The organism is Gymnodinialimonas phycosphaerae (genome assembly GCF_019195455.1).
Taxonomy (GTDB): Bacteria; Pseudomonadota; Alphaproteobacteria; order Rhodobacterales; family Rhodobacteraceae; genus Gymnodinialimonas; species Gymnodinialimonas phycosphaerae.
In genome coordinates, this window is record NZ_JAIMBW010000001.1 from 3,982,599 (window position 1) to 4,009,543 (window position 26,945).

30 protein-coding genes are annotated in these 26,945 nt (G+C 62.0%); 2 read left to right on the top strand and 28 right to left on the bottom strand.

The window, feature by feature from the left end; all coding sequences use genetic code 11:
* Positions 1-61: 61 nt before the first annotated feature.
* Positions 62-868: a LytTR family DNA-binding domain-containing protein gene (locus KUL25_RS20010; RefSeq protein WP_257894499.1), complete on the top strand. Its 807-nt coding sequence runs from the start codon at positions 62-64 to the stop codon at positions 866-868.
* 18 nt (positions 869-886) lie between these two features.
* Here the strand turns inward: KUL25_RS20010 and pdeM are convergent, their stop codons facing one another.
* The 18 genes from pdeM to KUL25_RS20100 form a co-directional block, all read right to left on the bottom strand.
* Entirely contained in the window at positions 887-1,549 is a 663-nt protein-coding gene (gene pdeM / locus KUL25_RS20015; RefSeq protein WP_257894500.1) for a ligase-associated DNA damage response endonuclease PdeM, read from the bottom strand.
* A gap of 39 nt (positions 1,550-1,588) precedes the next feature.
* Positions 1,589-4,024, bottom strand: a complete 2,436-nt coding sequence (locus tag KUL25_RS20020) for a ligase-associated DNA damage response DEXH box helicase (RefSeq protein WP_257894501.1) — start codon at positions 4,022-4,024, stop codon at positions 1,589-1,591.
* A 173-nt stretch (positions 4,025-4,197) separates the two neighbouring features.
* Positions 4,198-5,523, bottom strand: a complete 1,326-nt coding sequence (locus KUL25_RS20025; protein ID WP_068353687.1) for a P-loop NTPase family protein — start codon at positions 5,521-5,523, stop codon at positions 4,198-4,200.
* A 66-nt stretch (positions 5,524-5,589) separates the two neighbouring features.
* Positions 5,590-6,093, bottom strand: coding sequence for a prepilin peptidase (locus tag KUL25_RS20030; RefSeq protein WP_068353691.1), 504 nt, complete (start codon positions 6,091-6,093; stop codon positions 5,590-5,592).
* 13 nt (positions 6,094-6,106) lie between these two features.
* Positions 6,107-6,949 carry a tetratricopeptide repeat protein gene (locus KUL25_RS20035; protein WP_257894502.1) on the bottom strand — a complete coding sequence of 281 codons (843 nt, stop codon included), beginning with the start codon at positions 6,947-6,949 and terminating at the stop codon, positions 6,107-6,109.
* A 64-nt stretch (positions 6,950-7,013) separates the two neighbouring features.
* Positions 7,014-7,574: a tetratricopeptide repeat protein gene (locus KUL25_RS20040; RefSeq protein WP_257894503.1), complete on the bottom strand. Its 561-nt coding sequence runs from the start codon at positions 7,572-7,574 to the stop codon at positions 7,014-7,016.
* Positions 7,575-7,687: 113 nt separating this feature from the next.
* Positions 7,688-8,662 (bottom strand): type II secretion system F family protein, encoded by a 975-nt coding sequence (locus KUL25_RS20045; protein WP_068353700.1) that lies wholly within the window; start codon positions 8,660-8,662, stop codon positions 7,688-7,690.
* Between the two features lie 57 nt (positions 8,663-8,719).
* Positions 8,720-9,688: a type II secretion system F family protein gene (locus KUL25_RS20050; protein ID WP_068353703.1), complete on the bottom strand. Its 969-nt coding sequence runs from the start codon at positions 9,686-9,688 to the stop codon at positions 8,720-8,722.
* 12 nt (positions 9,689-9,700) lie between these two features.
* Positions 9,701-11,188 (bottom strand): TadA family conjugal transfer-associated ATPase, encoded by a 1,488-nt coding sequence (locus tag KUL25_RS20055; protein ID WP_257894504.1) that lies wholly within the window; start codon positions 11,186-11,188, stop codon positions 9,701-9,703.
* A 4-nt stretch (positions 11,189-11,192) separates the two neighbouring features.
* Positions 11,193-12,452 (bottom strand): CpaE/TadZ family protein, encoded by a 1,260-nt coding sequence (locus KUL25_RS20060; RefSeq protein WP_257894505.1) that lies wholly within the window; start codon positions 12,450-12,452, stop codon positions 11,193-11,195.
* Between the two features lie 305 nt (positions 12,453-12,757).
* The gene (locus KUL25_RS20065; RefSeq protein WP_257894506.1) at positions 12,758-13,399 is read right to left on the bottom strand and encodes an OmpA family protein; all 642 of its coding nucleotides are present in this window, start codon (positions 13,397-13,399) and stop codon (positions 12,758-12,760) included.
* 14 nt (positions 13,400-13,413) lie between these two features.
* Positions 13,414-14,817 carry a type II and III secretion system protein family protein gene (locus tag KUL25_RS20070; RefSeq protein WP_427854469.1) on the bottom strand — a complete coding sequence of 468 codons (1,404 nt, stop codon included), beginning with the start codon at positions 14,815-14,817 and terminating at the stop codon, positions 13,414-13,416.
* A gap of 226 nt (positions 14,818-15,043) precedes the next feature.
* Complete coding sequence (cpaB, locus tag KUL25_RS20075; protein WP_068362722.1) at positions 15,044-15,868, bottom strand: Flp pilus assembly protein CpaB; 825 nt, start codon at positions 15,866-15,868, stop codon at positions 15,044-15,046.
* Between the two features lie 197 nt (positions 15,869-16,065).
* Complete coding sequence (locus KUL25_RS20080; protein WP_068362707.1) at positions 16,066-16,290, bottom strand: hypothetical protein; 225 nt, start codon at positions 16,288-16,290, stop codon at positions 16,066-16,068.
* 340 nt (positions 16,291-16,630) lie between these two features.
* On the bottom strand, positions 16,631-16,867 hold the full coding sequence (locus KUL25_RS20085; RefSeq protein WP_257894507.1) for a Flp family type IVb pilin: 237 nt from the start codon (positions 16,865-16,867) through the stop codon (positions 16,631-16,633).
* Positions 16,868-17,159: 292 nt separating this feature from the next.
* Entirely contained in the window at positions 17,160-17,396 is a 237-nt protein-coding gene (locus KUL25_RS20090; protein WP_257894508.1) for a Flp family type IVb pilin, read from the bottom strand.
* A gap of 297 nt (positions 17,397-17,693) precedes the next feature.
* Entirely contained in the window at positions 17,694-17,927 is a 234-nt protein-coding gene (locus KUL25_RS20095; RefSeq protein WP_257894509.1) for a hypothetical protein, read from the bottom strand.
* A 297-nt stretch (positions 17,928-18,224) separates the two neighbouring features.
* Positions 18,225-18,461 carry a Flp family type IVb pilin gene (locus KUL25_RS20100; RefSeq protein ID WP_257894508.1) on the bottom strand — a complete coding sequence of 79 codons (237 nt, stop codon included), beginning with the start codon at positions 18,459-18,461 and terminating at the stop codon, positions 18,225-18,227.
* Positions 18,462-18,708: 247 nt separating this feature from the next.
* On the opposite strand from KUL25_RS20100, the gene KUL25_RS20105 reads away from it, so the two are divergent.
* Positions 18,709-19,533 carry a lytic transglycosylase domain-containing protein gene (locus KUL25_RS20105; protein WP_257894510.1) on the top strand — a complete coding sequence of 275 codons (825 nt, stop codon included), beginning with the start codon at positions 18,709-18,711 and terminating at the stop codon, positions 19,531-19,533.
* On the opposite strand, the gene KUL25_RS20110 is transcribed toward KUL25_RS20105, so the two are convergent.
* The 10 genes from KUL25_RS20110 to KUL25_RS20155 form a co-directional block, all read right to left on the bottom strand.
* A complete protein-coding gene (locus tag KUL25_RS20110; RefSeq protein ID WP_257894511.1) occupies positions 19,530-20,234 on the bottom strand; it encodes an FkbM family methyltransferase in 705 nt (234 codons plus the stop codon). The genes KUL25_RS20105 and KUL25_RS20110 overlap by 4 nt on opposite strands.
* Positions 20,231-21,268 carry a glycosyltransferase family 2 protein gene (locus KUL25_RS20115; protein ID WP_257894512.1) on the bottom strand — a complete coding sequence of 346 codons (1,038 nt, stop codon included), beginning with the start codon at positions 21,266-21,268 and terminating at the stop codon, positions 20,231-20,233. Before KUL25_RS20115 ends, KUL25_RS20110 begins: the two co-directional genes overlap by 4 nt.
* Before the next feature lie 35 nt (positions 21,269-21,303).
* A complete protein-coding gene (locus tag KUL25_RS20120; protein ID WP_257894513.1) occupies positions 21,304-21,888 on the bottom strand; it encodes a class I SAM-dependent methyltransferase in 585 nt (194 codons plus the stop codon).
* Positions 21,881-22,504 carry a 3-oxoacid CoA-transferase subunit B gene (locus KUL25_RS20125; protein WP_257894514.1) on the bottom strand — a complete coding sequence of 208 codons (624 nt, stop codon included), beginning with the start codon at positions 22,502-22,504 and terminating at the stop codon, positions 21,881-21,883. Before KUL25_RS20125 ends, KUL25_RS20120 begins: the two co-directional genes overlap by 8 nt.
* Positions 22,505-22,516: 12 nt before the next feature.
* Positions 22,517-23,290 carry a hypothetical protein gene (locus KUL25_RS20130; protein WP_257894515.1) on the bottom strand — a complete coding sequence of 258 codons (774 nt, stop codon included), beginning with the start codon at positions 23,288-23,290 and terminating at the stop codon, positions 22,517-22,519.
* The gene (locus KUL25_RS20135; RefSeq protein WP_257894516.1) at positions 23,287-24,351 is read right to left on the bottom strand and encodes a GSCFA domain-containing protein; all 1,065 of its coding nucleotides are present in this window, start codon (positions 24,349-24,351) and stop codon (positions 23,287-23,289) included. The genes KUL25_RS20130 and KUL25_RS20135 overlap by 4 nt, the downstream gene beginning before the upstream one ends.
* An 8-nt stretch (positions 24,352-24,359) precedes the next feature.
* A complete protein-coding gene (locus tag KUL25_RS20140) occupies positions 24,360-25,055 on the bottom strand; it encodes a CoA transferase subunit A (RefSeq protein WP_257894517.1) in 696 nt (231 codons plus the stop codon).
* 60 nt (positions 25,056-25,115) lie between these two features.
* Positions 25,116-26,216 carry a class II histone deacetylase gene (locus tag KUL25_RS20145; protein ID WP_257894518.1) on the bottom strand — a complete coding sequence of 367 codons (1,101 nt, stop codon included), beginning with the start codon at positions 26,214-26,216 and terminating at the stop codon, positions 25,116-25,118.
* An 87-nt stretch (positions 26,217-26,303) separates the two neighbouring features.
* Complete coding sequence (locus tag KUL25_RS20150) at positions 26,304-26,543, bottom strand: hypothetical protein (protein WP_257894519.1); 240 nt, start codon at positions 26,541-26,543, stop codon at positions 26,304-26,306.
* 10 nt (positions 26,544-26,553) lie between these two features.
* Entirely contained in the window at positions 26,554-26,940 is a 387-nt protein-coding gene (locus KUL25_RS20155; RefSeq protein ID WP_257894520.1) for a thiol-disulfide oxidoreductase DCC family protein, read from the bottom strand.
* Positions 26,941-26,945 lie beyond the last annotated feature (5 nt).

The window sequence follows — 26,945 nt, forward strand, 5'->3', positions numbered from 1 at the left end:
GCTTGATCATGATCGTTTCAGCCGCATATCCTCAAAGACCATCCTTTGGCTGAGGCCATAAATGCGAATGAAAACAAATGCATCAGGATCTCTTGCTGGAAAGAGGCAAGACTGGGTCATTCGCCTTGCTGTTGCGATTTTCGCCAGCCTGGTTGCAGCTATGCTAGGCCCATTTGCGACCTATGAGCATTATTCATTTATTGAACGCCTTCTCTATTGGGGCGGATTGATCATGGTGCTCCTTTTTCCCGCGCAAATCGTTCGCGACACCGTTTATCGAATTTCTCCCGGCTCTCCCCTGAAGCGCGATCTCCTTGCGGCTGGGGCTGTCTCGATCATGGTCGGCTCCGTGGTCTGGGCATTCAACCATTTTTTCATGTCTTTCGACGTCGCCACAGGGCTCTTCTATTTGGAGCATATCGTGATCGTCCTATTGGTCTGCCTGGTGCCGGTGTCTGTCCGCGTCTACTTGCGCATGAGCCTTCATGATATCCAATCGCAATCTGTGGCCAATGATGTCGATCAGCCGATCATGACCGAAGCGCAGGCGGCCTTCGTGCGACGGCTGAAGCCCGAGAAACGTGGCGTCGTCATTCGGGTCTCGGCCGATGACCATCAGGTGGAGGTCTGGACCGATCAGGGGGGCTCGAAGTTGCGGCTGCGCTTCGGCGATGCCCTGGAGGAACTGACAGCTTTCGATGGCACGCGTATCCATCGATCCCATTGGGTGGCCTATAGCGCGATTGTCGCCGTCGTGCCCGACGGCCGCCGTCACACAGCAAAACTCGACTGCGGGATGCAGTTGCCGGTCAGTCCAAGCGGCCTGAAAGCCTTGAAAGAGGCGGGTATCGCCGTTCAGGACCGGTAGGAAGGTGGCGGCGCCGTCCTAGCGCGGCATGGGCAGGGCGGTCGGAGACGGCCCCATCAGGATCGCTTTGGCGTTGGTGGCCATCAGGTCGGACAACACCGGTTCATGGCTGAAAAGGCCGCCCGTATAGGTGCCGTAGGCGGGCAGGATCAGCCGGTTATCATCGATCAGCATGCAGCGTCGGGTTATGTTGCGTCCCTTCGTGCGTACGCGGGCCTTTGGGTGGTAGTGCCCAGAAACCTCCCCGGGCGCCGTCGGCTGCGCGATGTGTCGAAAGGTGAGGGGGCCGAGTGTGAGGTCGCGCAAGTGCTCGCCGCCCAAGTCGACAGGGCCGGGGTCGTGGTTGCCTTCGATCCAGACCCAGCGCCGCCCGGCAAGGGCTGGGGCCAGACGCTCGGATACCGCGCCTTGGGTGGCGCGGGCGGCAGTGAGGTCATCGAAGCTGTCGCCCAGGCAAATGACGGTACGGGGCTGCGTCGTGGCGATGTCGTGCAGCAGGCGATCCAGCGTCTCGATCACCTCGTAGGGCGGCAGGATCGGCCCGCCGCGCCGGGCAGTGCGTTCGGTCTTTCCCAGATGCAGGTCACTGACAACTAGCGTGGCCTGCCCTGGCCAATGAAGCGCCCCGGACGGCAGGGCACGCAGGGGGGCACCGCAGAAGGTAAAGGCCAAGGCGTTCATGGTTCGTTCATAGCTGCGCCGGACTGTTGGGCGCAAGCGTCATTGGCCCGGTCCGAAATCCAGCCCCGCCGTTTGCATCAGGCGCTGCGTCTCTTCTTCCAACAACCGCTCGTTGGCGAGGCCCTGGACGGGAACGCGTCCGGCTTCAAGGAACAGCGGCGCGGCCAGCGGGCTGACGCGGGACAGGGGCCGATGGTCGATCCGGTCGGCGATGCGTGCCAGCATTTCCTCGATCCGGCCGAAATCCACGAGACCGCGCATCGCCTCTTGGCGCGTGATCTCCATCATCACATGGTCGGGGTCATACTTGCGCAGGGTGTCATAGAGAATGTCGGTCGAGAACGTCGCCTGCCGCCCCGTCTTCCGCTTGCCGCCGGGCAATGCGCGATCGACAAGCCCCGCGATAATCGCGCTGCCCTTGAAGGTCTTCTTCATCACCGCATTGTCGGCGAGCCAGGTTTCCATCGTCTCCAGCAGGTTGTCGCGCGTGAAAAGAGGTTGTGGATCAGTAACTTGGTCCAGGCCCCAGATCATCGTCGCGTAGTCGGTCGAGACAAACCCCAAGGGGTTCAGGCCTTGGCTCTCCATCCGCTGGGTCAGAAGCAGGCCAAGGGTCTGCTGCGCATTCTTGCCCGCGAACCCGTAGGCGACAAGGTGTTCGCGCCCGTCGTGGGGGAAGGTTTCGACCAACAGGCGGTCACGCTCGGGCAGCTGCGACACCGCGCGTTGCAGGTGCAGCCAATCGCGGGTGTGGTGTGGCAGCTCGGGCCAATCCTCTTGTTGGAACATGCTCAGGATGCGGTCCGAGAGCTGTGTGGAGGTTGCGAATTTCGTGCCCATGAAGGTGGCGATCTTGGGCTTTTTGTGGGCGGTGCGAGAGACCTCGACCGTCATCTCTCGCATGCCCTCGTAGCGCACGATCTTGCCGCCGATCAGGAAGGTATCGCCCTTGCGCAGGGTGGAGGCGAAATACTCCTCCACCTCACCCAAGGGCTTGCCGCCACGGGTTTTTTGCATCCGTACGGGCATCTTGTCGGCGTCGACGATGGTGCCGATGTTCATGCGAATGCGTGTCGTCGCGCGGGGGTCGCGAAGGCGGTATTCCTGGCCGATCTGGATCAGGCGCTGCCATTGATCATAGGCCCGCAGCGCGTAGCCGCCGGTGGCGACGAAATCGAGACACCGATCGAACGTGGCGCGCGGCAGATCGGTATAGGCGCCAGCGGTCTTGACCTCGGCGTAGAGGTCATCGGCGGTGAAGGGCCCCGCGCAGGCGCGGATCGCGATGTGCTGGCACAGCACGTCGAGGGGGCCCGTATGGTCGGTATCGCCATCCAGGGTGCGGTCACGCACTGCTTGCAGGGCGGCGACGCATTCGATGACCTCGAACCGATTTGCCGGTACAATCAAGGCCTTGGAGGGCGCGTTGTAGCGGTGATTGGCCCGCCCGATCCGTTGAACAAGGCGTTTGACGTTCTTTGGTGCGCCGACCTGGATCACGAGATCCACGTCGCCCCAGTCGATCCCGAGATCAAGGGAGCCGGTGCAGACGATGGCCTTTAACGCGCCCGCGACCATGGCCTGCTCCACCCGCTCGCGCTGCTCGCGCGACAGGGCACCGTGGTGGATGCCGATAGGGATTTGATCGTCATTGGCAAGCCAGAGATTGTGAAAGAAAATCTCGGCCTGGGCGCGGGTGTTGTGGAAAATAAGCGTTGTATTATGGGCCTTTACCTGTGCGAGAACCGCTTCCATCGCGTATTTTCCGCCGCCGCCGGACCAGGGCGGGGGCGTGTCGGTCGTCAGCATGGCGATATCGGGATCAGGGCCGGGGTCGGCCTGCAGAATGGCGCAGGGATCGGGGTTGCGGGCAAGGATGCGGGCGATGGCGGTGGGGTCTTCGACCGTGGCCGACAGGCCCACGCGACGCAAGCCAGGGGCGAGGGTGCTGAGGCGCGATAGCGCCAGCATAAGCTGGTCGCCGCGTTTGGATTCGCTAAGGGCGTGAATTTCGTCAACAATTACTCGCTTCAGGCCTTTGAAGGTGCGCGCGGCATCCTCATAAGACGTCAGCAACGCCAGCGATTCCGGGGTGGTCAGGAGGATATGGGGCGGGTCGGCGCGCTGGCGGCGTTTGCGCGAGGACGGGGTGTCGCCGGTGCGATCCTCGATACGAATGGGCAGGCCCATCTCGGCCACGGGACCCGAAAGGTTACGCTTGATATCGGCGGCTAACGCCTTGAGGGGACTGATATAAAGCGTGTGCAGCCCCTCATGGGTGCCGTCTGCCAGTTCGGCCAGAGTGGGCAAAAACCCCGCCATCGTCTTGCCACCGCCAGTGGGGGCGATCAGCAGTTGGCAGGGCTGATCCGCCAGCGCGAGCATGTCGCGTTGGTGGGGGTGGATCGACCAGCCCCGGGCCGTGAACCAGTCTTCGATCTGAGGCGGGAGGGGCCGGGGGGCGCAGGTGTCCATGCCGCTAAGATAGGTCGAAAATCGGCGTAATGAACCCGTAGTTATTCTGTAGTTATTTCGTGACGACACCGCGCCTTACGGTTTGCAGGACGGGGCGACGCTGTTTGGCCGTTGGCCAAAGGCGCCCCGCCCCCCGTCCCGTAAAGGCGTGCCGTAACTTGTCGAGCTGGCTTTTAGTGCACGATCGTCTCTTCGCGGACGTAGAGGTTCTCCCACGCGCGGTCGATGTATTCGGGGGTCATGTGATAAGGCTGCCCCTCAAAATCGCAGATTGCCTTGATCTGGTCGCACAGGAACACCGGGTGGTAGTTGGCGTAGACGTTGTCGATCGTGGGATAGCGGACCTTCAGCATGTGGATAAGCGATTTCTCATCCAGCGGAATACCCTTTTTCTTGGCGACCATGGCGAAGATCTTCAGGAATTGTTCCTGGTTCGGCCCGTCGATCTTCACCTTGAAGAAGATCCGCCGCAGGGCGGCTTGGTCGAAGATCTCATTCGGGTGAAAGTTGGTGGAGAACACCACGAGCGTGTCGAAGGGCACCTCGAACTTCTCACCAGATTGCAGGGCGAGGATGTCGTAGTTGACCTCCATCGGAACAATCCAGCGGTTGATCAGGGTCTGGGGCGGTTCAGCCTGACGGCCAAGGTCGTCGACGATGAACACGCCGCCGGTGGATTTCAACTGCATGGAGGCCTGATAGGTGCGCGAGACGGCATTGTAGTTCAGATCCAGCATGGACAACTTCAATTCACCGCCCGTCATCACGGTGGGGCGGGTGCACAGCAGGTAGCGCGTGTCGAAACGGGCGGCGTTCTTGCGCAGGGGGCTTTGGCCTTCCGTTTCCGTGGCGGCGGTCACGGGGGTGTGGACGATCGGGTCAAACAGCGTGATCACCTGGCCCGCATAGGACAGCGCGTGGGGGATGTAGATATTGTCACCCATGGCGGCGCGGATGCCCTCCGCGATGGAAGATTTACCGTTTCCGGGAGGGCCGTACATCAGGACCGAGCGGCCAGAGCCAACGGCGGGTCCAAGCTGATCGATCAGGCCATCGGGCAAGATCAGATGGCCCATGGAGGCCTCCAGCATCGGGCGGGTCAGCTTGATATCACGGATCGACTGGCGCTTCACTTGCACCTTGTAGTCTTCCAGCGGCACCGGCATGGCGCCGTAGTATTCGGACTGCGATAGCGCATCGAGGGCGCGCGCCTTGCCCGCATCGGTCAACTGAAAGCCCATCTCGCTACTGGAGGTGGCGTGCATCGTGCCGGTCGCCTGCAGGAAGTTCATATCCCGCAACATATCAATGAGTTGCGTGGTCAGTGGGATCGGCAAGCAAATCGCCTTCGCGATGTCCGAGGCCTGTTCAACGTTCTTGCGGAAGATGGTCTTCAGCAGGATGTCGCGCATCATCACAGGTGTCAGCCCGGTGTCGGCCAGCGTGCGCAGGGCAGGCGGGGCGAAGCCGGGCTCAGCGGGGGGGGCTTGCATGTTCATCGGTTGACCCTTGGAGAATCTTTCAAGCAATACCTGCCCCAGAAATGGGGCAGGAGAGTGGCGATGTCAGACGCCGGCGGTGAAGCCCATGGCAAGGTAGATGACCAAGGCACCGGCCAGAGCCACCCCCATGGGGAAGAGCTTGCCCTGTTCCCAGCTGGACCAATGGGCCGTCGCACGGCGCACGGCGGGCACGCGGCCCGCAGAGCGGTGGGTGATCCATGAGCCGATCAGCACCAGGCTGAAAAGAGCCAGGAAAAACAGGTAGTCACCGGGCGCGATGAAGGGCGCCATGGCGGCGGCGAACTTGCTGTCGCCCGCACCCACAAGGCCGAGGGAGGTGATGACGAAGCCCGCCACGAGCACGATGCCCAGGGCCGCAAGACGCCAGAGGTAGGCGTCCATCGGCAGGGCGAAAAGCCCCGTGACAAGGAACACACCCGTCAGCGCCAGCACCGCTACGTTCGGGATGCGCATCTGGCGCAGGTCCGAAAGGGCGACCCAGATACAGATCGGCAAGGCGAGGGGGAGGAACCACATGGATTCCAGCGTCGTCAGGGTGAGGGTCATGGGGACCTCCGGTTCAAGCGTTCAAAGCGCGGAGCGCCTCAACGGCAGCTTCAAAGTGCTGCGGGTGTGTATCAATCGCCTCGTTCAGAAGGCCGCGTCCTTCGTCGATATCACCGCGACGGATCGCGGATAGGGCAGCAGTGTGGAGCAATTGTGCCCGCTCGACCTGGTTCATGTTGATCAAGGGCAGGGTGTAGTTGCCCTGGGCTGCCCGGGCGAGGACGAGGTTGTTCTTGGCGGTGAACAACTCCGGATCATAAGAGATCGCACGCACGAAAAGTTCTTCCGCGCCGGGATAGTCGCCGCGGGTCAGGTGCGAATAGCCCCAGTTGTTGTAGACGTTGGCGGGCCGGGTGGTAAGGCCTGCGGCGGTCTCGTAGAAGCTGTCGGCGCGGTCCCAATCTTCTTCACTGTCGGCGATCATCGCCTCCAGCCGGTAGCGTTCATAGGTCTCGAACGTCGGCGGCGTGGCATCAAGCTGCGCCTGCGCCCCGTCCCAATCGCCGGTGCGGATCAAGGCATCGGCATAATCAACGCGGTCCTGGTCCATGGCGCCATCATGGTCGATAACTCCTTGCCAAATCGTCAACGCCTCGGCCGCGCGGCCCGCCCGTACCAGGCTTGTGGCCAATCCGCGCTGCAGATCGATGCGGGTCGGGTCCTCTTGCGCGGCGCGACGGAAGTAATCGACGGCTTCGTTCGGGGAGGCCGCGCTGAGCATGATGTCGGCGAGGTTGGTTTCATCGATGACATTGAGCGGGTCTAGCGCCCGTTCGACATCGGCATCGGTGGTGTTACACGCAGCGACGGCCGCGACGGCGACAGCCGCCGGGATTAACCGGAGGATTCGGATCATGCTCTGCCTCATTCAATGGACGCAGGTCTATCGCCGCGCCTTCATTCTTCGTTGACCGTGCACCTCAAAGCGAGGATTGGAGGGTGTAGCGCCCACCGCCCCGCCGGATCAGCGTCGGCCTTTCTTGCTCGTCGTCAGTGTATACCTGATTTTCCATTCGCGCTATCGCGAGGCGCAGGTTGTCACGAATCGTTTCCGAACTGCCACTATCGAGCGCGAATGCTTGTTCCAGAAGGCGCCGCGCCTCCCCATATTCGCCCTGTTCGATAAGGACTGCCCCCAAGTTGTTGAGGGCAGGCACAAAATCATTTTGTCGTTGAAGCGCGGCGCGGAATTGTTCTTCCGCCTGCCCCAAACGACCCAAAGCGAGGTTCGCGGCCCCAATCGCGGTGATCACATCGACGCTGAGACCGTCTTCAACGCCCGCGCGGTAGTAGGCGCGCAGGGCCAGCTCATACTCTCCGGCCTCCATCAGCCGATCGCCGGTGATCAGGCTGGCCTGGCTGTCGTCCAACTGCCCGACACTGGCAGGCGCGTTGACGCCATCGCCCACGTCGAGGCGCGGGGTGAGGGTGCACGCGGTCAGCGTGATCATCAGAAGGATGAGGGGCGCGTGCTTAAGCACTGTCTGCCTCGTGGAAAAAAACTGCTCAGGCGTCACCATAGGGATGGCGGCGCCTGTTGGCTAAGAGTTTTTTTCAAACGCGGTCGCCCGCGGGTCCGGGCTGGGATGCCGCGTCAGCGCGACAAGTCCGTGGCGATGGCGTAGATCGACGGGCCGATAAGGATGACCAGAAGCGGCGGCACACAGAACAGCATGGTGAACAGCGTCAGCTTGGTGGGCAGCTTGTTGGCCTTTTCTTCGGCACGGCTGATGCGTTTGTCGCGCATCTCATCGGAATAGACCCGCAGGGCCTCGGCCATGGAGGTACCGAAGGTGGCGGATTGGATCAACGTGGTGATGAAGGAGTTCACGTCCTGAATGCCGACCCGTTCGCCCATGTCGCGCAGGACCTTGGTCTTGTCCTTGCCGGCCTTCATTTCGTAGGAGACAATCTCGAATTCTTCGGCCAGCGGCGGGTAGGAGGCCTTGATCTCGGTCGCGACCTTGATGATCGCCTGATCGAGGGATTGACCGGCCTCCACGCAGACCAGCATCAGGTCGAGCGCATCGGGAAAGCCCGAGTTGATCTGTTCTTCACGCGTTTGCATGCGCTTGGTGATCCAGTACTTCGGCGCGTAATAGCCCACGACACCGGGGATCAGCACGATAAAAATGGAGTTCTGGGCAGAGCCGCCACCGCCGGAGATCAACACATAAAGCGTGCCCAGCAGCAGGCCGCCCAGACCAAGGGCCAGCTTGGCGAAGTTGAACATCTGGATCGAGGATTTCGCGCGGTAGCCTGCGCGGATCATCTGCAACTGGGTGGCTGACAGTTCCTGCTCATCCTGGGGTTCAAGATACTGGGCGAACCTTTCCAGCTTCTGGTTCTTGCCGCCCAGGCGCAGGCCGCCGGTTTTGGCCGATTTCGCCTCGGTGCGCGTATCGCGCAGCTTCTTGTAGGGATCTTTCTGCTTCTTCATCAGGGTCGGCAGCGCCACGAGGCACAGCAACACCCCAAGCCCTCCGACGGCGATCAGGGGGCCGAGTTCGCCCAACTGATCCACCAGGAAGGCGTTGGCTTCGTTGAAGAGGTTCTTGAAGAATTCCATCGGACTGCTCTTTCACGGTTGGGGCGTTGGTTGCAGATCGCCCCTTTTTGGGCTTGTTCAGACTTTGATGTTCACGAGAAGACGCATGATGACCCAGTTCAGACCAAGCGCCACGGCCACACCGGCACAGGCCGGGATGAAGACGGGGGTGTCGACGACGTCGGCGTAGTAATCGGGCTGGGCCACGTTGATGCCGATCAGCGCAAGGATCGGGAACACCGACAGGAAGTTGCCGGAGCCGCGCGCTTCGGCGGTGATCACGCGGACCTTGCGGAACAGTTTGAATCGCGCCCGCATCACATCGGCGAGACCCGAGAGGATTTCGGCGAGGTTACCGCCAGAGGTTTGCTGGATGCCCACGGCGACGGCGAGGAAGCGCAAATCCTGGATATCGAGGCGGTCGGCCATGGCGCGGATCGATTCGCCGATGTCGCGGCCATAGGCGGCCTCGTCCGCGATCACGCCAAGCTCGGACGCGATGGGGTCGGACATCTCACGGCTTACGGTGTTGATCGAGGACACGAAGGGGTGGCCCACACGAAGCGAGCGGACCATCAGTTCAACCGCGTCGGGAAGCTGTTCTTCCAACAGGGCGATGCGCTTCTTGGCGGTCTTGCTGACCCAGAAGAACACGCCGCCCACGCCCATGCCCACGGACGCCAAAAGGCTGATCGGAAGCGAGGCGGTCGTCAGAATCTGGAGCAACAGGAACGCCACCACGGCCGCACCCACCATCACCAGCATCAGTTGTGGCGGGGTGAAGGCGATATTCGCCTTCTGCGCCTTGTCGGCGATCAACGTGTAGAACGGCAGTTTGATGCCGCCCCGGTGCTGGTCCATCTCCTTGCGGAGCTTGTCGAGAACATCCTCGCGAGAGGTGCCCTTTTCCAGCAGTGTCAGGCGGCGGTTTACCCGTGCGTTCAGGCTGATCGACTTGCCGAAAATCGCCAGGTAGATGCCGTTCACCAACATGATCACACCGACGAAGATGCCGATATAGATGAGTGGCTCGATTGAAAGTTCCATTGCGCGGGCTCCTTACTGGGCTGCCATGGGTTCGTAGATCGACGCGGGCAAATCATAGCCCCACTGCCGGAACCGCTCGGAATAATGGGACCGCACACCGCAGGCGGTGAAGTGGCCGATGATCTTGCCGTCGGGCTGAAGGCCCGTGCGCTGGAAGCGGAACACTTCCTGCATGGAGATCACCTCGCCTTCCATCCCCGTCACCTCGGTGATGGAGACCATGCGGCGCGAGCCGTCTTGCAGGCGCGAGGCCTGGACGATCAGGTGCACAGCCGCCGAGATCTGGGCGCGCACGGCCTTCAGCGGCATTTCGATACCTGCCATGGCGACCATGTTTTCAAGGCGCGAACAGGCGTCGCGGGCGTTGTTGGCGTGGATCGTGGTCATCGATCCGTCGTGGCCGGTGTTCATGGCCTGCAACATGTCGATGACTTCTTCGCCACGGGTCTCACCCACGATGATCCGGTCCGGACGCATCCGCAGTGCGTTGCGCAGACAGTCGCGCTGGGTCACGGCGCCTTTGCCTTCCACGTTCGGGGGGCGGGATTCCATCCGGCCCACGTGGACCTGCTGGAGTTGAAGTTCTGCCGTATCCTCGATCGTCAGGATGCGTTCGCTATTGTCGATGAAAGACGACAGCGCGTTGAGCGTGGTCGTTTTACCCGAACCCGTACCACCCGAAACGATGACGTTCAGGCGGCAAGCCACGGCGGCCTGGATGTAGGCGGCCATTTCTTCCGAGAAAGCGCCGAATCTCACCAGGTCATCGATGCCCAGCTTCTCTTTCTTGAACTTACGAATGGAGACGAGGCTGCCGTCCACGGCAACCGGCGGTACCATCGCGTTGAAACGCGAGCCGTCTTTCAGGCGGGCGTCGACATAGGGGTTGGATTCGTCGACGCGGCGACCCACAGCAGAGACGATCTTGTCGATGATCCGCAGCAGGTGGCGTTCGTCCTTGAAGCGGACGTCCGACAGCTCCAGCTTACCGGCGCGTTCCACGAAGACGCGGTTGGGGCCGTTGACGAGAATATCGTTGACGGTGTCGTCTTTCAGCAGCGGCTCCAGCGGGCCGAGGCCGGTGACTTCGTCAAACAGCTCGACGTTGAGGGTCTGGCGATCTTCGCGGTTCAGGACAACGCCCATCTCGCCCAGTTGTTCGCTGGTGATGGCGGTGATCTCTGCGCGCAGCTCGGACTCCTTGGCGTTTTCCAGCGCCGAGAGGTTGAGGTTGTCGAGCAGACGGTGATGCATCTCCGTCTTGACTTCATCCAGGCGAAGGCGGCGCTTGCGGTCCTTGTCCTCGCCCGAGACGGCCTCAGCCGTGGGGGCAACGGCCACGGGACCGGGCTTGCGCGCGATCTTGGGGGCGGGTGCTGCCGGGGCCCCGGAAGGTGCCGAGGGCGCAGCCGCGGGGGCTGCCGCCTCGGGGGCGGTGTCCGCCTTGGCCTCAGGGGCGGGACTGCCGCCCGTGCCTGCTTTTTTGTATTTGGAGAACATGATGTTAGCCCTTCGCTCTCGCTTCAGACGCCATGGCTTTGTACAGGCCATCGCTGAGTTTCATGATTTCCTTGCGCAGCGGGTTCTTCTTGGCCGCTTCCGCCAGCGTTTCCCCGTTGTCACCGGCTTGCATGACGGGCTTGCCGCCGTCCGGCAGTTGGGTGGAGAAGGACACGCCAAGGCTGTCGGCCATCTTCTTCATCCGGTTCTTGCCGTTCAGGTCGGTCAGACCCGGCGCGCGGTTGAGCACGTAGTGCATCTTTTCCAGCGGAAGATCCTCGGACCGGCAGGCCTTGATGAAACGCATCGCGTTCTGGGCCGAGCGCAGGTCAAGTTCCAGCGTGGTGAAGAACACGTCGGCACGGGTCAGAACCGTATCCGTCCACATCACCATGGTGCGCGGCATGTCGATGACGACGATGTCGAAACACTGTGATGCAAGATCGATCAAGGCGTTCACCTCATCGGGGCCCACCAGGTCGAGCGGCACGATTTCGGCGGGCGTCGTGAACACGGACAGCTTGTCACCATAGTGGACGAGGGCTTGTTTGAACCCATCGGTGTCCATGGTGGTGGCGTCCTGCAACAGCTCCAACACGATATCGCGGCGCGGCAGGTCCAGGTAGGTCGCGACCGAGCCATGTTGCAGATCGAGATCCAGAACACAGACGGACGGCGGATTTTTCTTGTCGGCGTGGGCCAGTTCCCAGGCGAGGTTCACGGCCAACGTCGTGGCCCCGGTGCCGCCAGCAAGGTTTTGCACCGCGAAGATTGCGGAATTGCCGTCCATGCGGTGGCCCGTGGCGGGCGCGTCGGAGACGGGCAGGGGGGTCACTTCGGCGGGGGGCGGCTGTTTGGCACGGGCGATCTTTTCGATCGCGTCATGCAGCGCGCCTTCGGCGAGGGGGTAGGGGACAAAATCATCGGCGCCCAGGCGCAACAATTCACGCAGACCCGCCGTGGAAAGATTCTCGGGGATGAGAATCACGGCGACTTCCTTGGCGTGGGCGGCGTTGATAACCTCGCCGACGCGGCCAAGATCTGCCTCATCCTCTTCACGCACAGCCAGCGCGATGAATTCCAGGGTGCCCACGTCGAGCGCGTTGATGAATTCGCGCGCCTCGTCAAAGCCCAGGTCGCCCCAGGCTTCGCCGACTTCCGTTTCCATATCCTCGATCAAGAGGCCGAAGTGATGTACTTTGCTCGACACTGTGCAGGCCACAATCGGGGCCGGTTCAGAGTGTAATGCCAATCCGCTGCTCATTCCTCAATTCCCACATCCGCCCGGACTTCCCGGATCATTAATGACGACGGCGGCATAAAATGGTCTGTTCGACCTGGCCTGCCGTAACTTCAATCAGACCCCGTCGCACTGTCGCGCATGGGACCTTCTCAAAGATGAACTTGACGTCAGAAAAAGGCAGGAATTGGACACAAATGAGGGAATACGTTTACAATTCACGGGCTTTCATGGGTTTGTCGCCAAACGGAAAACCGCGCCAAGCGGGCGGGCTTGACGCGGTTTTGTTTATATCTCTGGCGTTTGGGCCGTCGGTTTGTCCGGTGGGATCACCCGCCGCCGCCACCCTCGCCACCACCACTGCTGATGTAGCTGCGGTAGATGATTTCGGCATAGCGCCCGTCGAGGACCAGGGGGTTGTTTTCCAGGAACCCGGTCACTTCCGTGACGGTCCGCCGGTTGCGACGTTCCTCGCCGTCGGTGGCCACGACAGGCTGGGTTTCACCCAGGGACACGAGGGCTTGCAGACGGTGCTGGTTAATCCCTTGCGACACCAGGTAGTTCACCGCCGCGCGGGCGCGACGACGTCCCAGCCGCTGGTTGTAGGCGTTGGAACCCACGGCGTCGGTGTGACCGTAGACCGAGAAGCGCACCTCGGGGAAATTGCGGATGAAGGCGGCCTGCTGGTTGAGGATATTGCGCGCCTCGGCGTCCAACTCGGCCGAGTTGAAGGCGAAGTTGATCGTTGTGGGGACGGTATTGGCGAAACGCTCGCCCAGGATCGCCGCCCATTGGATATCGCCGTTATGCACGCCGATATTGTTGCGCGTCGGTGCACCCAGATTGCCTTCGTCCAGATGCGCACCAAGGGGACGCCCGGTTTCAACGAAGGTGGTGCCGCAGGCGCTAAGCGCGAGGGTTGAACCCAGGCCGGCCAGTACGGTGCGGCGCGAATGGCGTTGATTGGTCATTGTCATGTCCTCTCTCAATCCAGCACGTAGCCGTAGGACCCCGAGAAGTCCTGTTGTGCTACTTCTCCAGCCCCGGTGCCTGCTGCGGGCGCGCTGCCTTCAAGCTGACCCTGGAAGAACAATTCGGTCTCGGTCGGGATGCGGACGCGATCGGTCGGCAGCGCCAGGGCCTCGCCGTTGACCGGGCTGACCAGGTGGGCCGTGATGATGATCACCAGTTCCGACTGGGATCGGCTGTAAGACGCCGAGCGGAAGAGCGCGCCCAGCACCGGCAGATCGCCCAGCCACGGCACTTCGGCCACGGAGTTCTGGAAGTCGTCCTGCAAAAGGCCCGCGATGGCGAAGCTGTCTCCGTCACGCATTTCCACGACCGTAGAGGCCTGGCGGGTGTTGATCGCCGGGGCGCCGGTGGTGGCGATGATCTCACCGATGGACGAAATCTCGGCCTCAAGCGACAGGTTGATGATGGAATCGCCAACAACCGTTGGTGTGAAGTCCAGTTGCACGCCGAAATCGACGAAGTCGATGGTCGTGCCGCCGCTTTCCGATTCGGTGGGGACGGGGAACTGGCCGCCCGCAAGGAACGAAGCCGTGGCCCCCGAAAGCGCGGTCAGGTTCGGTTCCGCCAGGGTGCGGACCATCCCGTTGGCTTCCAGTGCTTCCAGAAGGACCGAAAGCTGCAAGCCCCCGGCGGCGAAGCTGACGCCCAGACCGCCGTTGCGACCGTCAAGGCCGGCGGGGACGTTCACACCATTGCCAAGGGCAAGGCCCCCGCTGAGGTTGCCAGCACCCGCGCTGGAGCCGAAGTTGCCGCTTGTCGCGCCGATCCCGAGGGATGTGGAAAGTTCCTGGCGCACGGTGCGCTGCATCTCGGCGAAGCGCACTTGCAACATGACCTGTTGCTGGCCACCGACCATCATCAGGTTGGAAACGCGACCCGGCGCGTAACGCTCGGCCAGTTCAAGGGCGCGGTCGATGGCGATGGACGACCCGACGGTGCCCGACAAGACGATACCATCGTTGGCCGTGCGCACTTCGACGCCCTCACCGGGGATGATCTCGCGAAGGCGTTCACGCAGTTCGGCCACATCGGGGACGACCTGGATCTCGACGTTGGCGATCAGGGAGCCGTCGGCCCCCAGAAGCGTCATCGTGGTGCGCCCGGGCGCGCGGCCCAAGACGTAGATGGAGCGCTCGGAAAGTGTTGCGATATCCGCGATGGCGGGGTTGGCGACGGAAAGCTCTGCAAAGAGCATCTCTGCCTCCACCACCACGGCGCGGTTCATGGGAACACGCAATGTGCCGGTGCTTTCGCCTTCGACCACACGCAAGCCTTGGGCATGCGCCACGGAAATCGGTTGTATAAGAAGTGTAGCGGCGCCCAGAAGGCACGCGCGTAAAATACCAGTCATGCTCATTGTGACCTGCCTCTATGCCACGGTTTGTAGGCGTCTTTTTTTATCGCCCTTTGGGGAAAGATGCCCTACTTCGGCTTTTTACGCAATAATCATGGTGTTGCGGGGCGTTCTTCATGTGCCATATCGACAACGGTCTAAATTTTCATCCACAAGAACAAGGCGCCCGCGGGGGTTCCGGGGCGCCTTGGAAAAGCTGTGGATAAGTCTGTGAGCCGTTTGACGGGGCCTAGTTCACGCAGGGCACTTGCGTGATCACGACGTCGGCGCCGCGGCGGTTGCGCACGGTGCAGACCTGCGGACCTTCGGTTGCGACTTCTTGCACTTCACCCAGCAGTTGCGAGGTCGAAACCTCCACTTCGCCCTGCTCGGTCATGTCGCCGACGCCCACAAGGGCCAGCGTCAGAGAGCCAGAGCCCTGGGCCTGGGTCAGTGCGGCGACATCTTCGGGACGCGCGGTCACGGTGATGGTGCGCGCAATGGTCGGGTTGCTGCGCTGTTCGTCCGCGATCTGGTCGATTGCGATCAGCTGCACGTTGGCCCGGATCAGGCGGGTGACGGTGTCACCGCTGCGTCCTGTGCCTGTCCAATAAACGTCGACCCGGTCACCGGGACGCAGGAAGCCGGACACACCCGAGCTGACATCGACCCGAAGCGCGATGGCACGCATCCCCTCTTCAAGACGCGACGCGACGCCTGCGTCCTCGCCGGGGGCGGTGACTTTCGACAGCAGGATCGGTTCGTGCTGCTCCATCATGCGGATGACAGTTCGTTGCCCATCCTCATCTGCGGGAAACAGATCCTCGAGCGAGGTGAACGCACCGAAAGGCACATGTTCGGCCGGCCAACGGATCAACTGCACGTCATCCGGTGTCAGGCGTTGGCCATAGCGGACCTGTCCGCTGGCGACGACGACCTGGACGGTCGGAAGAATGGCATCGCGCTGTTCAGCCAGCGCTGTCTGATATTGGTCAAATCGGTCTTTGGCGATCGAAACGGCAAAGCCGGCCAAGCCGACGCCGACGGCCAAGACTAGAATGAAAACGATACGCATGTTGCCCACCTCGTAATCTACTGCCCGCGCCGGGACGATCCCGGCAACAATGCTGGCTACACCCCGCCTTTGTCGCGGGAGAATCGGGCGAAATCATGGTCGTGCCACGGTATGTCGGTGACGCGACCGCATTTTCGGTGCCCAGGGTGCCTGGCTCCGGATGCCTGCATCGGCATCCGAAGCATGGGGCGAGGTCATTACTCGGTATCGGTGAAGACCACGTTGTCGGTGAAGGGATCGGACAGCGGATCGGTGTCGGCAAGCGACTGGCCGATATCGGTGGAGAGGTTCTCGACACCGCCCGAAACGACAGACATGACGGCGAGACCCAGACCCACGAGGGCGGCGGTCAGAACAACCCAGTCCACCGTGACGGCGCCGGATTCGTTGGATGCGAAATTTTTGATGTGCGACAGAGCCATTGTAGGAACTCCCTTAGTGTCGGTGAGAAGGAAACCGGTCCCATCGATTGATTGGGATCGAGGCGCGTTCTGCACCGGCGCCTTTCAATGAAGCGCAGGGAATGTTTGGCGGGAAACTGGGGGCAAGAATGTGGCACACCCACGACCGCAGCCGCCCGTTTCGGGAAGGGTTTATTCAAGTTTTACGGGGTTCAGGGGGTGATTCCCACGTCCTGTCCGATGAGGGCGGAACCCCGTGCGGGTTAGTGCACAAAGGAAAACAGCCGCGAAGCTGGGGGCTTCGCGGCTGCTGTCGGATGGCGCGGTACAGGTCCCGGCTGCCAGAGCGTCGTGGCAGAGCTTAGTCAAGCGTCAGACCGGTCGTGACTTGGTTGGCGTCGGCAAAGACCGTGGCCGCGGTCATGGGATCGGCATCGATCAGGCCCTGGGCGACCTCGGTCGAGAGGTCTTCCACACCGCCGGAGACAACGGCCATGACGGCCAGCCCCAGGCCCACGAGGGCGGCGGTCAGAACAACCCAGTCCACGGTCACGGCGCCGGATTCGTCTGCTGCGAAGTTTTTGATGAAGTTGGTCATGGTAGTCTCCAGTTCTATGAAATTTGTCTTGTTCCAGGTTGCGGTCCCGGTTGCGGGACGCTGCCCTTGGGATGACACCTGTTTGATGGTTAATAGGGGCGCGATTAGGGCCGGTCTGTGAAATGAAACCGATTTAAATCGCTTCTTTTCACGGCGCTTGAGGGGGGCGACTAACAGTGCTTCGGCAGGTGCTGTCGCCGATACACGCAAACCGCCGCGTCCCACGGGGAGCGCGGCGGCTGTTGGCCTTCTGGCCGGTCGAGCTGGCTTGCTCGATGTTGGTCAATGGACCTTAGTCGAAGGTCAGACCCCCGGTAACCTGGTTGGCGTCGGCGAAGGTGTTTGCAGGCGTCAGGACGTCGGCGTCGATCAGGCCCTGGGAGATCTCGGTCGAGAGGTCTTCCACACCGCCGGACACAACGGCCATGACGGCCAGGCCCAGACCCACGAGGGCGGCGGTCAGAACAACCCAGTCCACGGTCACGGCGCCGGATTCGTCTGCTGCGAAGTTTTTGATGAAGTTGGTCATGGTAGTCTCCAGTTCTATGAAATTTGTCTTGTTCCAGGTTGCGGTCCCGGTTGCGGGACGCTGCCCTTGGGATGAAGCCTGTTTGATGGTTAATCGGGGCGCGAATTGGGCCGGTCTGTGAAATCAAATTGATTTAAATCGTCTCTTTTCACGGCGTCGGAGTTTTCACGAAAGGTGCCGCGGCAGGTTCTGCCGCCCCCAAACGCAAACCGCCGCGTCCCATGGGAACGCGGCGGCTGTTGGCCAAGGTGGCCGGGCTGATGTCCCCGCTGGGGGCGGGGACGGTTTCAGCCGATTTTAGTCGAAGGTCAGACCACCAGTAACCTGGTTGGCGTCGGCGAAGGTGTTCGCAGGCGTCAGGACGTCGGTGTCGATCAGGCCCTGGGAGATCTCGGTCGAGAGGTCTTCCACACCGCCGGACACGACGGCCATGACGGCCAGGCCCAGGCCCACGAGGGCGGCGGTCAGAACAACCCAGTCAACCGTGACGGCGCCGGATTCGTTGGATGCGAAGTTTTTGATCATGTTCATGGAAATCTCCAATTTGATATAAGTTGTATTGTTCCAGGTGCGGTCCCGTGGGAAGGACGTTGCCCTTGGGATGCGACCTTTTTGATGGTTAATCACGGCGCGAATGCGGCGCGTCTGTGAAATCAAATTGATTTAAATCGTCTCTTTTCACGGCGTCGGAGTTTTCGCGAAAGGTGCCGCGGCAGGTTCTGCCGCCCCCAAACGCAAACCGCCGCGTCCCATGGGGAGCGCGGCGGCTGTTGGCCAAGGTGGCCGGGCTGATGTCCCCGCTGGGGGCGGGGACGGTTTCAGCAGATCTTAGTCGAAGGTCAGACCCCCGGTAACCTGGTTGGCGTCGGCGAAGGTGTTCGCAGGCGTCAGGACGTCGGCGTCGATCAGGCCCTGGGAGATCTCGGTCGAGAGGTCTTCCACACCGCCGGACACAACGGCCATGACGGCCAGGCCCAGACCCACGAGGGCGGCGGTCAGAACAACCCAGTCCACGGTCACGGCGCCGGATTCGTCTGCTGCGAAGTTTTTGATGAAGTTGGTCATGGTAGTCTCCAGTTTGATAAATGTTGTCTGTTTCTAAGGGTGCGGTCCCATTCGTGGGCCGCTGCCCTTGGGATGAAGCCTGTTTGATGGTTAATCGGGGCGCGAATTGGGCGATCAGGAGAATTTAATAAGAATTCTAACGGGTTGTTTTGTGGCATCCGCACAGGCATGATTTGGGGAATGGGTGCTGAAAGAACTGGCAAAGACCAGTAAAACAAGGCGCCCCGAGCAGTTTTACAGGTGATCCATGGCCAAACGTATGTGGGGTGTGGCTGCTTTTGCGGTCCTTTTGAGCGGTCCTGCCTTGGCGCAAGACGGCGGAATCAGGTTTGTGAGGGCCCCCGAGGCCGGGCAAACGGGCCCACGCATCAACATTCAGATCACACCGGAAGATATGGAGCGGCAGGGCGCGCCAGCTGAAGCGGAAGTGCGCTTGGGCGCGGTCGCCCCGGCGGCGACAGGGGATACGGATGCGGGTTCGGGCGGGGCTTCGGCGTGGTTCTGGGCCGAGATTCCCAGCCATATGCCCGCCGACCCCGCGCGCTTCTGGGCGGCACAGGAGCATTTGGCCATCGCACCCGAGGCCAGCAGCCTTGGCGCGCCGCGCCTTGATACCGTCAGCCGCATCGCGGAGGCCCATGGCCGAGAAATCCTGGCGGCGACGATCGGCACGCAGGTGTCGCCTGCCTTTGCGTTGGCGGTGATTGCCGCAGAAAGCGCGGGCCGGACGGATGCAATCAGCGGGGCGGGCGCGCAGGGGCTGATGCAATTGATCCCCGCCACCGCGGAAAGATTCGGGGTGGAGGACGCCATGGACCCGGCCCAGAACATCGCGGGCGGCGTGGCCTACCTTGATTGGTTGATGGGCGAGTTCGACCGCGACCCGATTCTGGTCCTTGCCGCCTATAACGCGGGTGAGGGCGCGGTGACACGCGCGGGCGGTGTGCCGAACTACGACGAGACGCGCACCTATGTGCCACGCGTGTTGTCCGCATGGGTCATGGCGCGCGGCCTGTGCAATACGCCGCCGGATCTGATCTCGGACGGCTGCGTCTTCCAGTTGATGAATTAAGCGTCCGCGCGCACGCACAACAGATTATTGTTCACGTCCGCCTTGATCGCGAATCCTGCGGCCAGAAGTTGTGCCTTCAATGTCTCGACCGAAGCCGCACCAGTGATCTTGGCGTGGGTTTCCACCACAATGGCGCGCAGAGACGAAAGGTCCGACCCGGGAAGCAGATCCAGTTCTGCCCCTTCTGCATCCATTAGCAAGATGGTTGGTGCAAAATCCAAGATCGCCTGGTCCAAAGTATCGCTTTCCACGGAAATAGCTTCACTTGCGTCGCGCTCAATGAGTGACGACGAAATGATATTTCCCGTTCGAAAGAACGTGATTGGGCCCCCGTCGGTGGTAATCGCCTTTGGGCGGACAACGGGGTGGAGGCCATTTGCAGCCTGATTGGCCTCTATCAGCGGCAGGGTCGCGGGATTGGGCTCGTAGCTGAGCACATTCTCGGCACCGCAGATCTTGGCCGCGACCAATCCCAGTGCGCCGATACCCGCGCCCACTTCCAGGACACGGTCGCCGGGACCCGCGACCTGAGTCAGCAAATGTCGTTCCGCGAACTCGTAATCGCCCCGACGCAGGAGGCGCGTGATCTCATCAGGAATGTTTTCGCCGACGGCACGTAGACGCACGCCGCCGATGGACACGTATTTTGCTCTGGTCAGATGATACCAGCGTTCTCGGAGCGTACGGAATTTGGGTTTCACGGGGCGGCCTTTCCAAAAAACGGCTCAAGCTGTGCAATGTCGGTCAGGGTGGATGTGCCGGCGTAAACCGGGTTTACGTCCGAAAGCGCACCGCTTTCGAGGATGGAACGGTAGTAGCCGCCACCGGAGGCGTGCTGGCCGCGATTGGCCAGGTACGCGATGCCCTCCAATCCGCGGGTGACGGGAAAGTGCAGCAGAACGCCAGCCTCGTGAGCAAGGGGTAGATTGGCCGACAGGTGATGTGCGCCCCCGTTGTAACGCAAACCCGTTCGCCATTTCACCAATGGGACCTTTGTCAGATTCAGGGGAGGCTTGTCTCCTCGGGGCCGGGTCAGACGGGTCACAAGCGCTGCACCAAGCAGGGCGGCATCCGGAACGTGGCGCGGGCGGGTGAGGACTTTTGATTGGAGAAGTCGGGTCAGGTAGCTGTGCCGATGCCCCGATGCGTCAAACAAGCGGTCGCGCATCCCACCCATCAAGACGGAATTTGGCAGGGGAAACTTCTGGCGGAACCGCTTGGGCGTCAGCGCCGCGCGATAGGCCAGGGGATCGCGTTGCGGGTCATCATAACAGGGGAATGTCTTGGCAAGCGGTGCATCGTGCGAGACGTGATCCGCGATCGATGTGTCGGCATACATGTCGAGCATCGTCGCAATCAACGCCTGGGCACCTTGCGCCTCCATCGTGGCAATCAGATCGGAGAGGGTACGCTCTGGGTAGCCGCGCCACACAAGGCGTTCATCCGCGTCGATGACCACACACCATTTTCCGGACGCCAGAGCGTCCAGAAGGCTGCCGCGCCAGTCCCGTTTGTCGCGGGCATAGGTGGAACCATCGAGCGGCTCGAACAGGGTCACGTCAGGCTGATCTTGAACAATGGCCCGCGTCGTGTCAGTGGAGCGGTCGTCGATCACGACATACTGCACAGATCCCATTGCCCGGTAATGGGCAAAAAGATCCGGCAGAAGATGCGCTTCGTTGTGAACGAGCATCAGGCAGATCAGGTCGGCGTCCAACGAAAGCGGACCCTGCACGTGAGATAGCCAATTAGACCAGGGAGCCTCCAAGATCACGACTTTCGAAACAGCACAGCACATCCTGCAGCCGTGCTGTCTTCGTTTCGCCAGTAGTTTTTGCGATCCCGTACGACTCGAAGGGCCGAGGGGAAGTACGACTCGCGCACAAGCTCGAGATCCTCAAAAAGATGCGCCAGCCCGGAAGGACGGGCGCGCCAGTGATCGCCAAAATCGTCACCTTCATGGGTCGGATAGAACCAAGGCATGGCCACGAACAAATGTCCGCCTTTTGCCACGAGACTGGACATGACAGGAGCCGCTTTCCATGGCTTGTCGATGTGCTCGATTATCGACATGGCGACAACCAGATCATAAGGGCCGTGACCTTGGTTTTCATCCATGAGGTCACCCTGAATGTAGTCGGGGTGATCGTAGGGGCGCGTATCGAGAGATTTGAAACTGGCGCCCGGGAAATAATCGCAGTACCGGCCCCCTTCCTTGTCCGCCGCGTCAGGCGTTGCGCCAAGGTTGATGACAGAGCGGACCTGCATCCCAGACGTGAAGTCCCTAAGGAGGTAGTTCTGCCAATGGCGGTGGATTGAGGTCCGTGGACGGCCAATAATGATCATATCAGACAATCGTTGCTTGCGTTGCGGTGCGCAGGTCATCCTCGGACACGCCATCGGCGGTCTCGACGATCTTCAGCCCGCCTTCGACCACATCCAGTACGCCCATGTTGGTGATGATGCGGTCGACGACACCCTTGCCGGTCAGCGGCAGGGTGCATTCCTTGAGGACCTTGCTGTCGCCGTGCTTGTTGGTGTGATCCATCACGACCACCACGCGGCCCACGCCCGCGACCAGGTCCATCGCGCCGCCCATGCCTTTGACCAGCTTGCCGGGGATCATCCAGTTCGCCAGATCGCCGTTCTCGGCCACCTCCATGGCACCCAGGATCGCCATGGCGATCTTGCCGCCGCGGATCATGCCGAAGGATTGCGCGCTATCGAAGTAGGACGTGTGGGGCAGTTCCGTGATGGTCTGCTTGCCCGCGTTGATCAGGTCTGCGTCCTCTTCACCCTCGATCGGGAAGGGGCCCATGCCAAGCATTCCGTTCTCGGATTGCAGCGTCACCTCGATCCCCTCGGGGATATAGTTGGACACGAGCGTCGGGATGCCGATGCCGAGGTTCACGTACCAGCCGTCTTGCAGTTCCTGTGCGGCGCGGGCGGCCATCTGGTTGCGGTCCCACATGAGCGTGTCTCCTTAAGCGTGAGGTGTTGCGCCGATTGCTAGCGCAAAGGCATCGAAAAGCGAAGCGCCGAAATCGGCGTTCATATGGCGGTGGTCGTTGAGAAGCCGTCCTTCTGCGCGGAAATCCATGGAGCCGTGGCCGTAGCGTTCGCGGGTCAGGAAGGGAGAGGCGATGGTTTCGTCCGGTTGTGGGATGAAGATCATGTCGCGGTTTCGGAGTGCTCGGATCAGGGCCAGCCGGTAGAGCGCATGGATGTCTGCGGCATGGGGATGGGTGGCCATGCCTGCGTAGGGCTGTTGATGGTGTGCGCCCTTGGGGACGACGGCGGTGGTTGGATAGGGGGCGAGGGCCACGTGGATCTTGTGATCCCCGAACTGGGCACGCAGGTGATCGGCGCGCAGGGTGATGGCCTCGTCGATGGTGGCGAGGAAGGCGGGCAGGGACAGAAGATCGCGCCCGGTGCGGGTGGGCCAATCGGCGATATCGTAGTTGAGGGCGGTCCACAGGGTGGCGGGCATGCCGAGGGTATCGCCGATCACGAGGATATGGGCGAAGGCGTTCAGGTCGATGCCAATGGTGCCGTTGATGCGGTGCTCAAGCTTGAGCACTTGTCTATCCTTTTGATTAGGCAGGAAAACCCCATCGGCGTTAACTTTTGCTTCATCAAATTTCCCGCCCGGAAGGCCGTAGCAGGTCAGCGCCAGGTCCGGGTGGGCTGCCGCGATGCGGTCGGCGGCGTATTTGACCGCGCCGATGTTGGAGGTTCCGATGACGGCGACTTTCATGGCTCGCGGCTTTCGGGGGCGAAGGCGTCCAGCAGGATGTCTTCGCAGATTGCCTCGTCCTGGGCGGTCTCGCGCCCCTCCTCGGGGGCTTTGGCCCCCTCCTCGCAGGGGTCGGCGAGGCCGTGCGCCTGAAGGAAGGTCTGCATGATCTGGGCCACGATCTCGGGCCGGACGGAGCGCAGGTCGTCGGCAAAGACGCTGTGGTCATGGGCGGGCGAGGTCACCAGCTCGTAGCTGGGAAAGTAATCGATCCGATCGGAGCTGTCTGCCAGCATGTCGCAGACCACGCGCAAGACGGATTTGGAGCGCACGGTCGCGGGCAGCACATGCTCGCCCGAGGCCGTGGCCGCAAGCGGCACGGGGGAGACGGTGAGCAGCCACTTCAGATCGGGGTTGAGCGCGCTCAGCGCCTCTTCCAACGCGGCGAAGTCTTCGATGATGTCGGCGACGCCGTGGTTTGCGAACCGAAAAAGGCCCGGATCAAAGGTGCCTGCGATGGTGCCCGGGGCCGTGGGGTAGACGGTGCCCGTTGCCGTATGTTCCCACGCTTCGGTCAGGCCGAGGGTGAAGACGATGACGTCGGCCTCTTGCAACGCACGGGCCAACGCCGCGAGGTGCTGCGCGCGCATCTCTTGCACGATTTCGGGCGTGGCAAGACCGTCGGGTTCGACGCCGGGGCGCTGGGCGTCCCAGAAGCGGCCATCCTTTTCCCAAACGGGCAGGGCAGGCTGCGCGCCGCCCATCTCCTCCACCAACTGGCGGAATTGCTTGACGGTGTAGATATTGCCGAAGCGGGCGGAATAGACGCCGTAGCCAAAGCGTTTGGCCGTCTCGGGCGGCAGGCCGCGCCGGGCGGGTTCGGCATCGATCACCTTGATGCCTGCGCCCTTCATGGCCGCGCCCACATGCTGGGCGAAGCAGGAGCCTGCGGTGAAGACGCGCGTGTCGCGGGTCACGGCGAACTTGGGACGGTAGATGTCGGGCGGAAACGGCGAGGCCCCGGCCACACCGCCGCGCCAGAAAGCGCGCTGGGGAAGGCCGGAGTAAGGGGACCGGGTCATTTGCGGGCTTAAGCCGCCCGCACCGTGCGCTGCTCGATCCGCTTTTCATGCTCGCCCTGGATCAGGCGGTGCACGTAGATGCCGGGCAGGTGGATGGCGTCGCCGTCCAGGCTGCCGGTTTCGACGATTTCCTCGACCTCAAGGATGCAGATCTTGCCGCACATGGCCGCGGGAGGATTGAAATTGCGCGCGGTCTTGCGGAACACGGCGTTGCCCGTGGCATCGGCCTTCCAGGCCTTCACGATAGAGAGGTCTGCGAAGATGCCTTCTTCCAGAATGTAATCCTGCCCGTTCCAGCTCTTCACTTCCTTGCCCTCGGCGATCACGGTGCCGACGCCGGTCTTGGTGTAGAAGCCGGGGATGCCCGCGCCGCCTGCCCGCATCCGCTCGGCCAGGGTGCCTTGGGGGTTGAACTCCAGCTCCAGCTCACCGGACAGGTACTGGCGCATGAATTCGGCGTTTTCGCCGACGTAGCTGGACATCATCTTCTTGATCTGGCGTGTCGCCAACAGCTTGCCGAGGCCGAAATCATCGACGCCCGCGTTGTTGGAGGCGACCGTGATGTCCTTGGTGCCCGCATCAACGATACCGTCGATCAGCAATTCCGGGATGCCGCAGAGGCCAAAGCCGCCCGCCGCGATCAACATGCCGTCGAAAAGCACCCCGTCGAGGGCCTCGGACGCCGAGCCATAGACTTTTTTCATGTCGCAAATCCCCTATGCTGCGTTGCCGCGCAAATTGGCGGAGGGGGGGCGGGAAGTCAATTACAGGCCGAGGGTCTCTTCCATCTCGGCGATCAGGGTCGAGACGTAGCGGTTGAAACGGTCGTTGGGCTGTTGGCCGTCGAACTTCTGCTGGAACGGATCGGGGGCGTGGATGTCGCTGCCTGACATGGATTCCAGCACAGCGTGGCCCAGGAAGGGGACGTGAACCTCGGAATAGCCGCCTTCATGGACGACTGTCAGACGCCCATCGCAGAGGTCCTGCGCGGCCTCCATGGTCATGTCGGTCATGGCGCGGAAGGTTTCACCGCCGGTAATCATGCGCGAGAGCGGATCGACAAGGGAGGCATCAAAGCCGCAGGCCACCACGATGGCGTCGGGCTGGAAGGCGTACAGCGACGGGATCACGAGGCGTTCAAACGCCTCCACGTAGCCCGCGTGGCCGGTGCCGGGCGGCAGTGGAATGTTGAGGTTGAAACCTGTGCCCGCGTCTGACCCGCGGTCGGTGAAATCGCCGGTATCGAGCGGGTAGTTGCGTTCCTGGTGCAAAGAGATCGTCAGCACATCGTCACGGTCATAGAAAATCGCCTCGGTGCCGTTGCCGTGGTGCACGTCCCAATCGATGACCGCGACGCGGTCGGTCAGCTTGTGGGTCTGCGCCGCCTCGATCGCGATGGCGATGTTGGCGAGCAGGCAGAAGCCGTTCGGGAAATCCGGCAGGCAATGGTGGCCGGGCGGGCGCGACAGGGCGTAGGCGTTTTGCACGTCGCCTTTCAGCGTGGCAAAAAGGGCCCCCTTGGCGAGGCCCGCCGAAACGCAGGCGATGTCATAGCCGTCGGGGCCGAAGGGCGTGCGCAGGCCAAGCTCTCCCCCACCCTCGGCGGACCTGGCCTTGAAGGCCGCGAGGTAGTCGGGCGGGTGGATGCGCAGGAGGTCCTCATCGGTGGCGGGTGCGGCATGCTGGGTGGCAAGCTCATCCCACAGGCCGGTGACGCGCATCAGGTTCACAAGCCTGCGCTTGGTCTCGGGGTTTTCGGGCAGGCCGCCGCCGGGCTGGATCAACCCGCCCACCTGCAACAGCCCCGCGTAGTTGCCGCCAGAATGCCAGAAGCAACGCTCGTCCCAGAAAAATCCGGTGGTCATGGGCGGTTTCCTTCCTTGGGAGTGAAGCACATTCCAGTATAAGTCCTAGACCCGTTTATCCCCATTTCTGCTGTGGATAGACCGAGATCAGTCAACATCCTGCGCCAGTTGATAGGCCCCCTCGGGCAGGTCAAGTGCTGCGGCGAGATCGCGGACCTGATCCATCGACAGCGTGATTGTGCGGACCTGATCGGTGCGCGGATCGACCTGTTGCAGCGTCACGCATTCGTCGAACGCCGAGACGATCACATCCTCTTTGAGGGGAAGCTCGCCCTCGTCCACGAGGGTGATAATGGTGGCGTCGAATTCGTGCTCGATGGTAAACATGGGGGTGAGGTTAGGGGCGTGTGGTGCTGCTGCCAAGCCTCTCTCTGCGCAAGTGCATCTTGTAGAGCACCGGTGCCGCGATGTGATCATAGGCGAGCCGCACCACGGTGCGGACGCCGGGCAAACGGACGGCACGCGCCATCCAGCGCAGGCGCGGCAGGTGATCCCAGATCGCCGCAAAGGCCGCAATGCCCGAGACGAAGCGGCCATCGGGCAATTGCGCGTGCAGCCGCCGCATCGCGGCGTCCGGCGTCAGGTGCCAGCGGTCGAGGCTGGTTTCGTGCAGATCTTCGAACACCAAGGGCGCGCCAAGGGCTTCGGCGCGGCGGGCGTATTGCGTGATCTCTGCCCGACAGATCGGGCAGCGGCCATTGTAGAGGATGCGGGTCATATCCATGTGCG

What these genes read in the sequence shown, in the direction of transcription:
- KUL25_RS20010 (WP_257894499.1), top strand. Translation starts at nt 62, where the DNA reads ATGCGAATGAAAACAAATGCATCAGGATCTCTTGCTGGAAAGAGGCAA.
- pdeM (WP_257894500.1), bottom strand. Translation starts at nt 1,549, where the DNA reads ATGAACGCCTTGGCCTTTACCTTCTGCGGTGCCCCCCTGCGTGCCCTG.
- KUL25_RS20020 (WP_257894501.1), bottom strand. Translation starts at nt 4,024, where the DNA reads ATGGACACCTGCGCCCCCCGGCCCCTCCCGCCTCAGATCGAAGACTGG.
- KUL25_RS20025 (WP_068353687.1), bottom strand. Translation starts at nt 5,523, where the DNA reads ATGAACATGCAAGCCCCCCCCGCTGAGCCCGGCTTCGCCCCGCCTGCC.
- KUL25_RS20030 (WP_068353691.1), bottom strand. Translation starts at nt 6,093, where the DNA reads ATGACCCTCACCCTGACGACGCTGGAATCCATGTGGTTCCTCCCCCTC.
- KUL25_RS20035 (WP_257894502.1), bottom strand. Translation starts at nt 6,949, where the DNA reads ATGATCCGAATCCTCCGGTTAATCCCGGCGGCTGTCGCCGTCGCGGCC.
- KUL25_RS20045 (WP_068353700.1), bottom strand. Translation starts at nt 8,662, where the DNA reads ATGGAATTCTTCAAGAACCTCTTCAACGAAGCCAACGCCTTCCTGGTG.
- KUL25_RS20050 (WP_068353703.1), bottom strand. Translation starts at nt 9,688, where the DNA reads ATGGAACTTTCAATCGAGCCACTCATCTATATCGGCATCTTCGTCGGT.
- KUL25_RS20055 (WP_257894504.1), bottom strand. Translation starts at nt 11,188, where the DNA reads ATGTTCTCCAAATACAAAAAAGCAGGCACGGGCGGCAGTCCCGCCCCT.
- KUL25_RS20060 (WP_257894505.1), bottom strand. Translation starts at nt 12,452, where the DNA reads ATGAGCAGCGGATTGGCATTACACTCTGAACCGGCCCCGATTGTGGCC.
- KUL25_RS20065 (WP_257894506.1), bottom strand. Translation starts at nt 13,399, where the DNA reads ATGACCAATCAACGCCATTCGCGCCGCACCGTACTGGCCGGCCTGGGT.
- KUL25_RS20070 (WP_427854469.1), bottom strand. Translation starts at nt 14,817, where the DNA reads ATGAGCATGACTGGTATTTTACGCGCGTGCCTTCTGGGCGCCGCTACA.
- cpaB (WP_068362722.1), bottom strand. Translation starts at nt 15,868, where the DNA reads ATGCGTATCGTTTTCATTCTAGTCTTGGCCGTCGGCGTCGGCTTGGCC.
- KUL25_RS20080 (WP_068362707.1), bottom strand. Translation starts at nt 16,290, where the DNA reads ATGGCTCTGTCGCACATCAAAAATTTCGCATCCAACGAATCCGGCGCC.
- KUL25_RS20085 (WP_257894507.1), bottom strand. Translation starts at nt 16,867, where the DNA reads ATGACCAACTTCATCAAAAACTTCGCAGCAGACGAATCCGGCGCCGTG.
- KUL25_RS20090 (WP_257894508.1), bottom strand. Translation starts at nt 17,396, where the DNA reads ATGACCAACTTCATCAAAAACTTCGCAGCAGACGAATCCGGCGCCGTG.
- KUL25_RS20095 (WP_257894509.1), bottom strand. Translation starts at nt 17,927, where the DNA reads ATGAACATGATCAAAAACTTCGCATCCAACGAATCCGGCGCCGTCACG.
- KUL25_RS20100 (WP_257894508.1), bottom strand. Translation starts at nt 18,461, where the DNA reads ATGACCAACTTCATCAAAAACTTCGCAGCAGACGAATCCGGCGCCGTG.
- KUL25_RS20105 (WP_257894510.1), top strand. Translation starts at nt 18,709, where the DNA reads ATGGCCAAACGTATGTGGGGTGTGGCTGCTTTTGCGGTCCTTTTGAGC.
- KUL25_RS20125 (WP_257894514.1), bottom strand. Translation starts at nt 22,504, where the DNA reads ATGTGGGACCGCAACCAGATGGCCGCCCGCGCCGCACAGGAACTGCAA.
- KUL25_RS20130 (WP_257894515.1), bottom strand. Translation starts at nt 23,290, where the DNA reads ATGAAAGTCGCCGTCATCGGAACCTCCAACATCGGCGCGGTCAAATAC.
- KUL25_RS20135 (WP_257894516.1), bottom strand. Translation starts at nt 24,351, where the DNA reads ATGACCCGGTCCCCTTACTCCGGCCTTCCCCAGCGCGCTTTCTGGCGC.
- KUL25_RS20140 (WP_257894517.1), bottom strand. Translation starts at nt 25,055, where the DNA reads ATGAAAAAAGTCTATGGCTCGGCGTCCGAGGCCCTCGACGGGGTGCTT.
- KUL25_RS20145 (WP_257894518.1), bottom strand. Translation starts at nt 26,216, where the DNA reads ATGACCACCGGATTTTTCTGGGACGAGCGTTGCTTCTGGCATTCTGGC.
- KUL25_RS20150 (WP_257894519.1), bottom strand. Translation starts at nt 26,543, where the DNA reads ATGTTTACCATCGAGCACGAATTCGACGCCACCATTATCACCCTCGTG.
- KUL25_RS20155 (WP_257894520.1), bottom strand. Translation starts at nt 26,940, where the DNA reads ATGGATATGACCCGCATCCTCTACAATGGCCGCTGCCCGATCTGTCGG.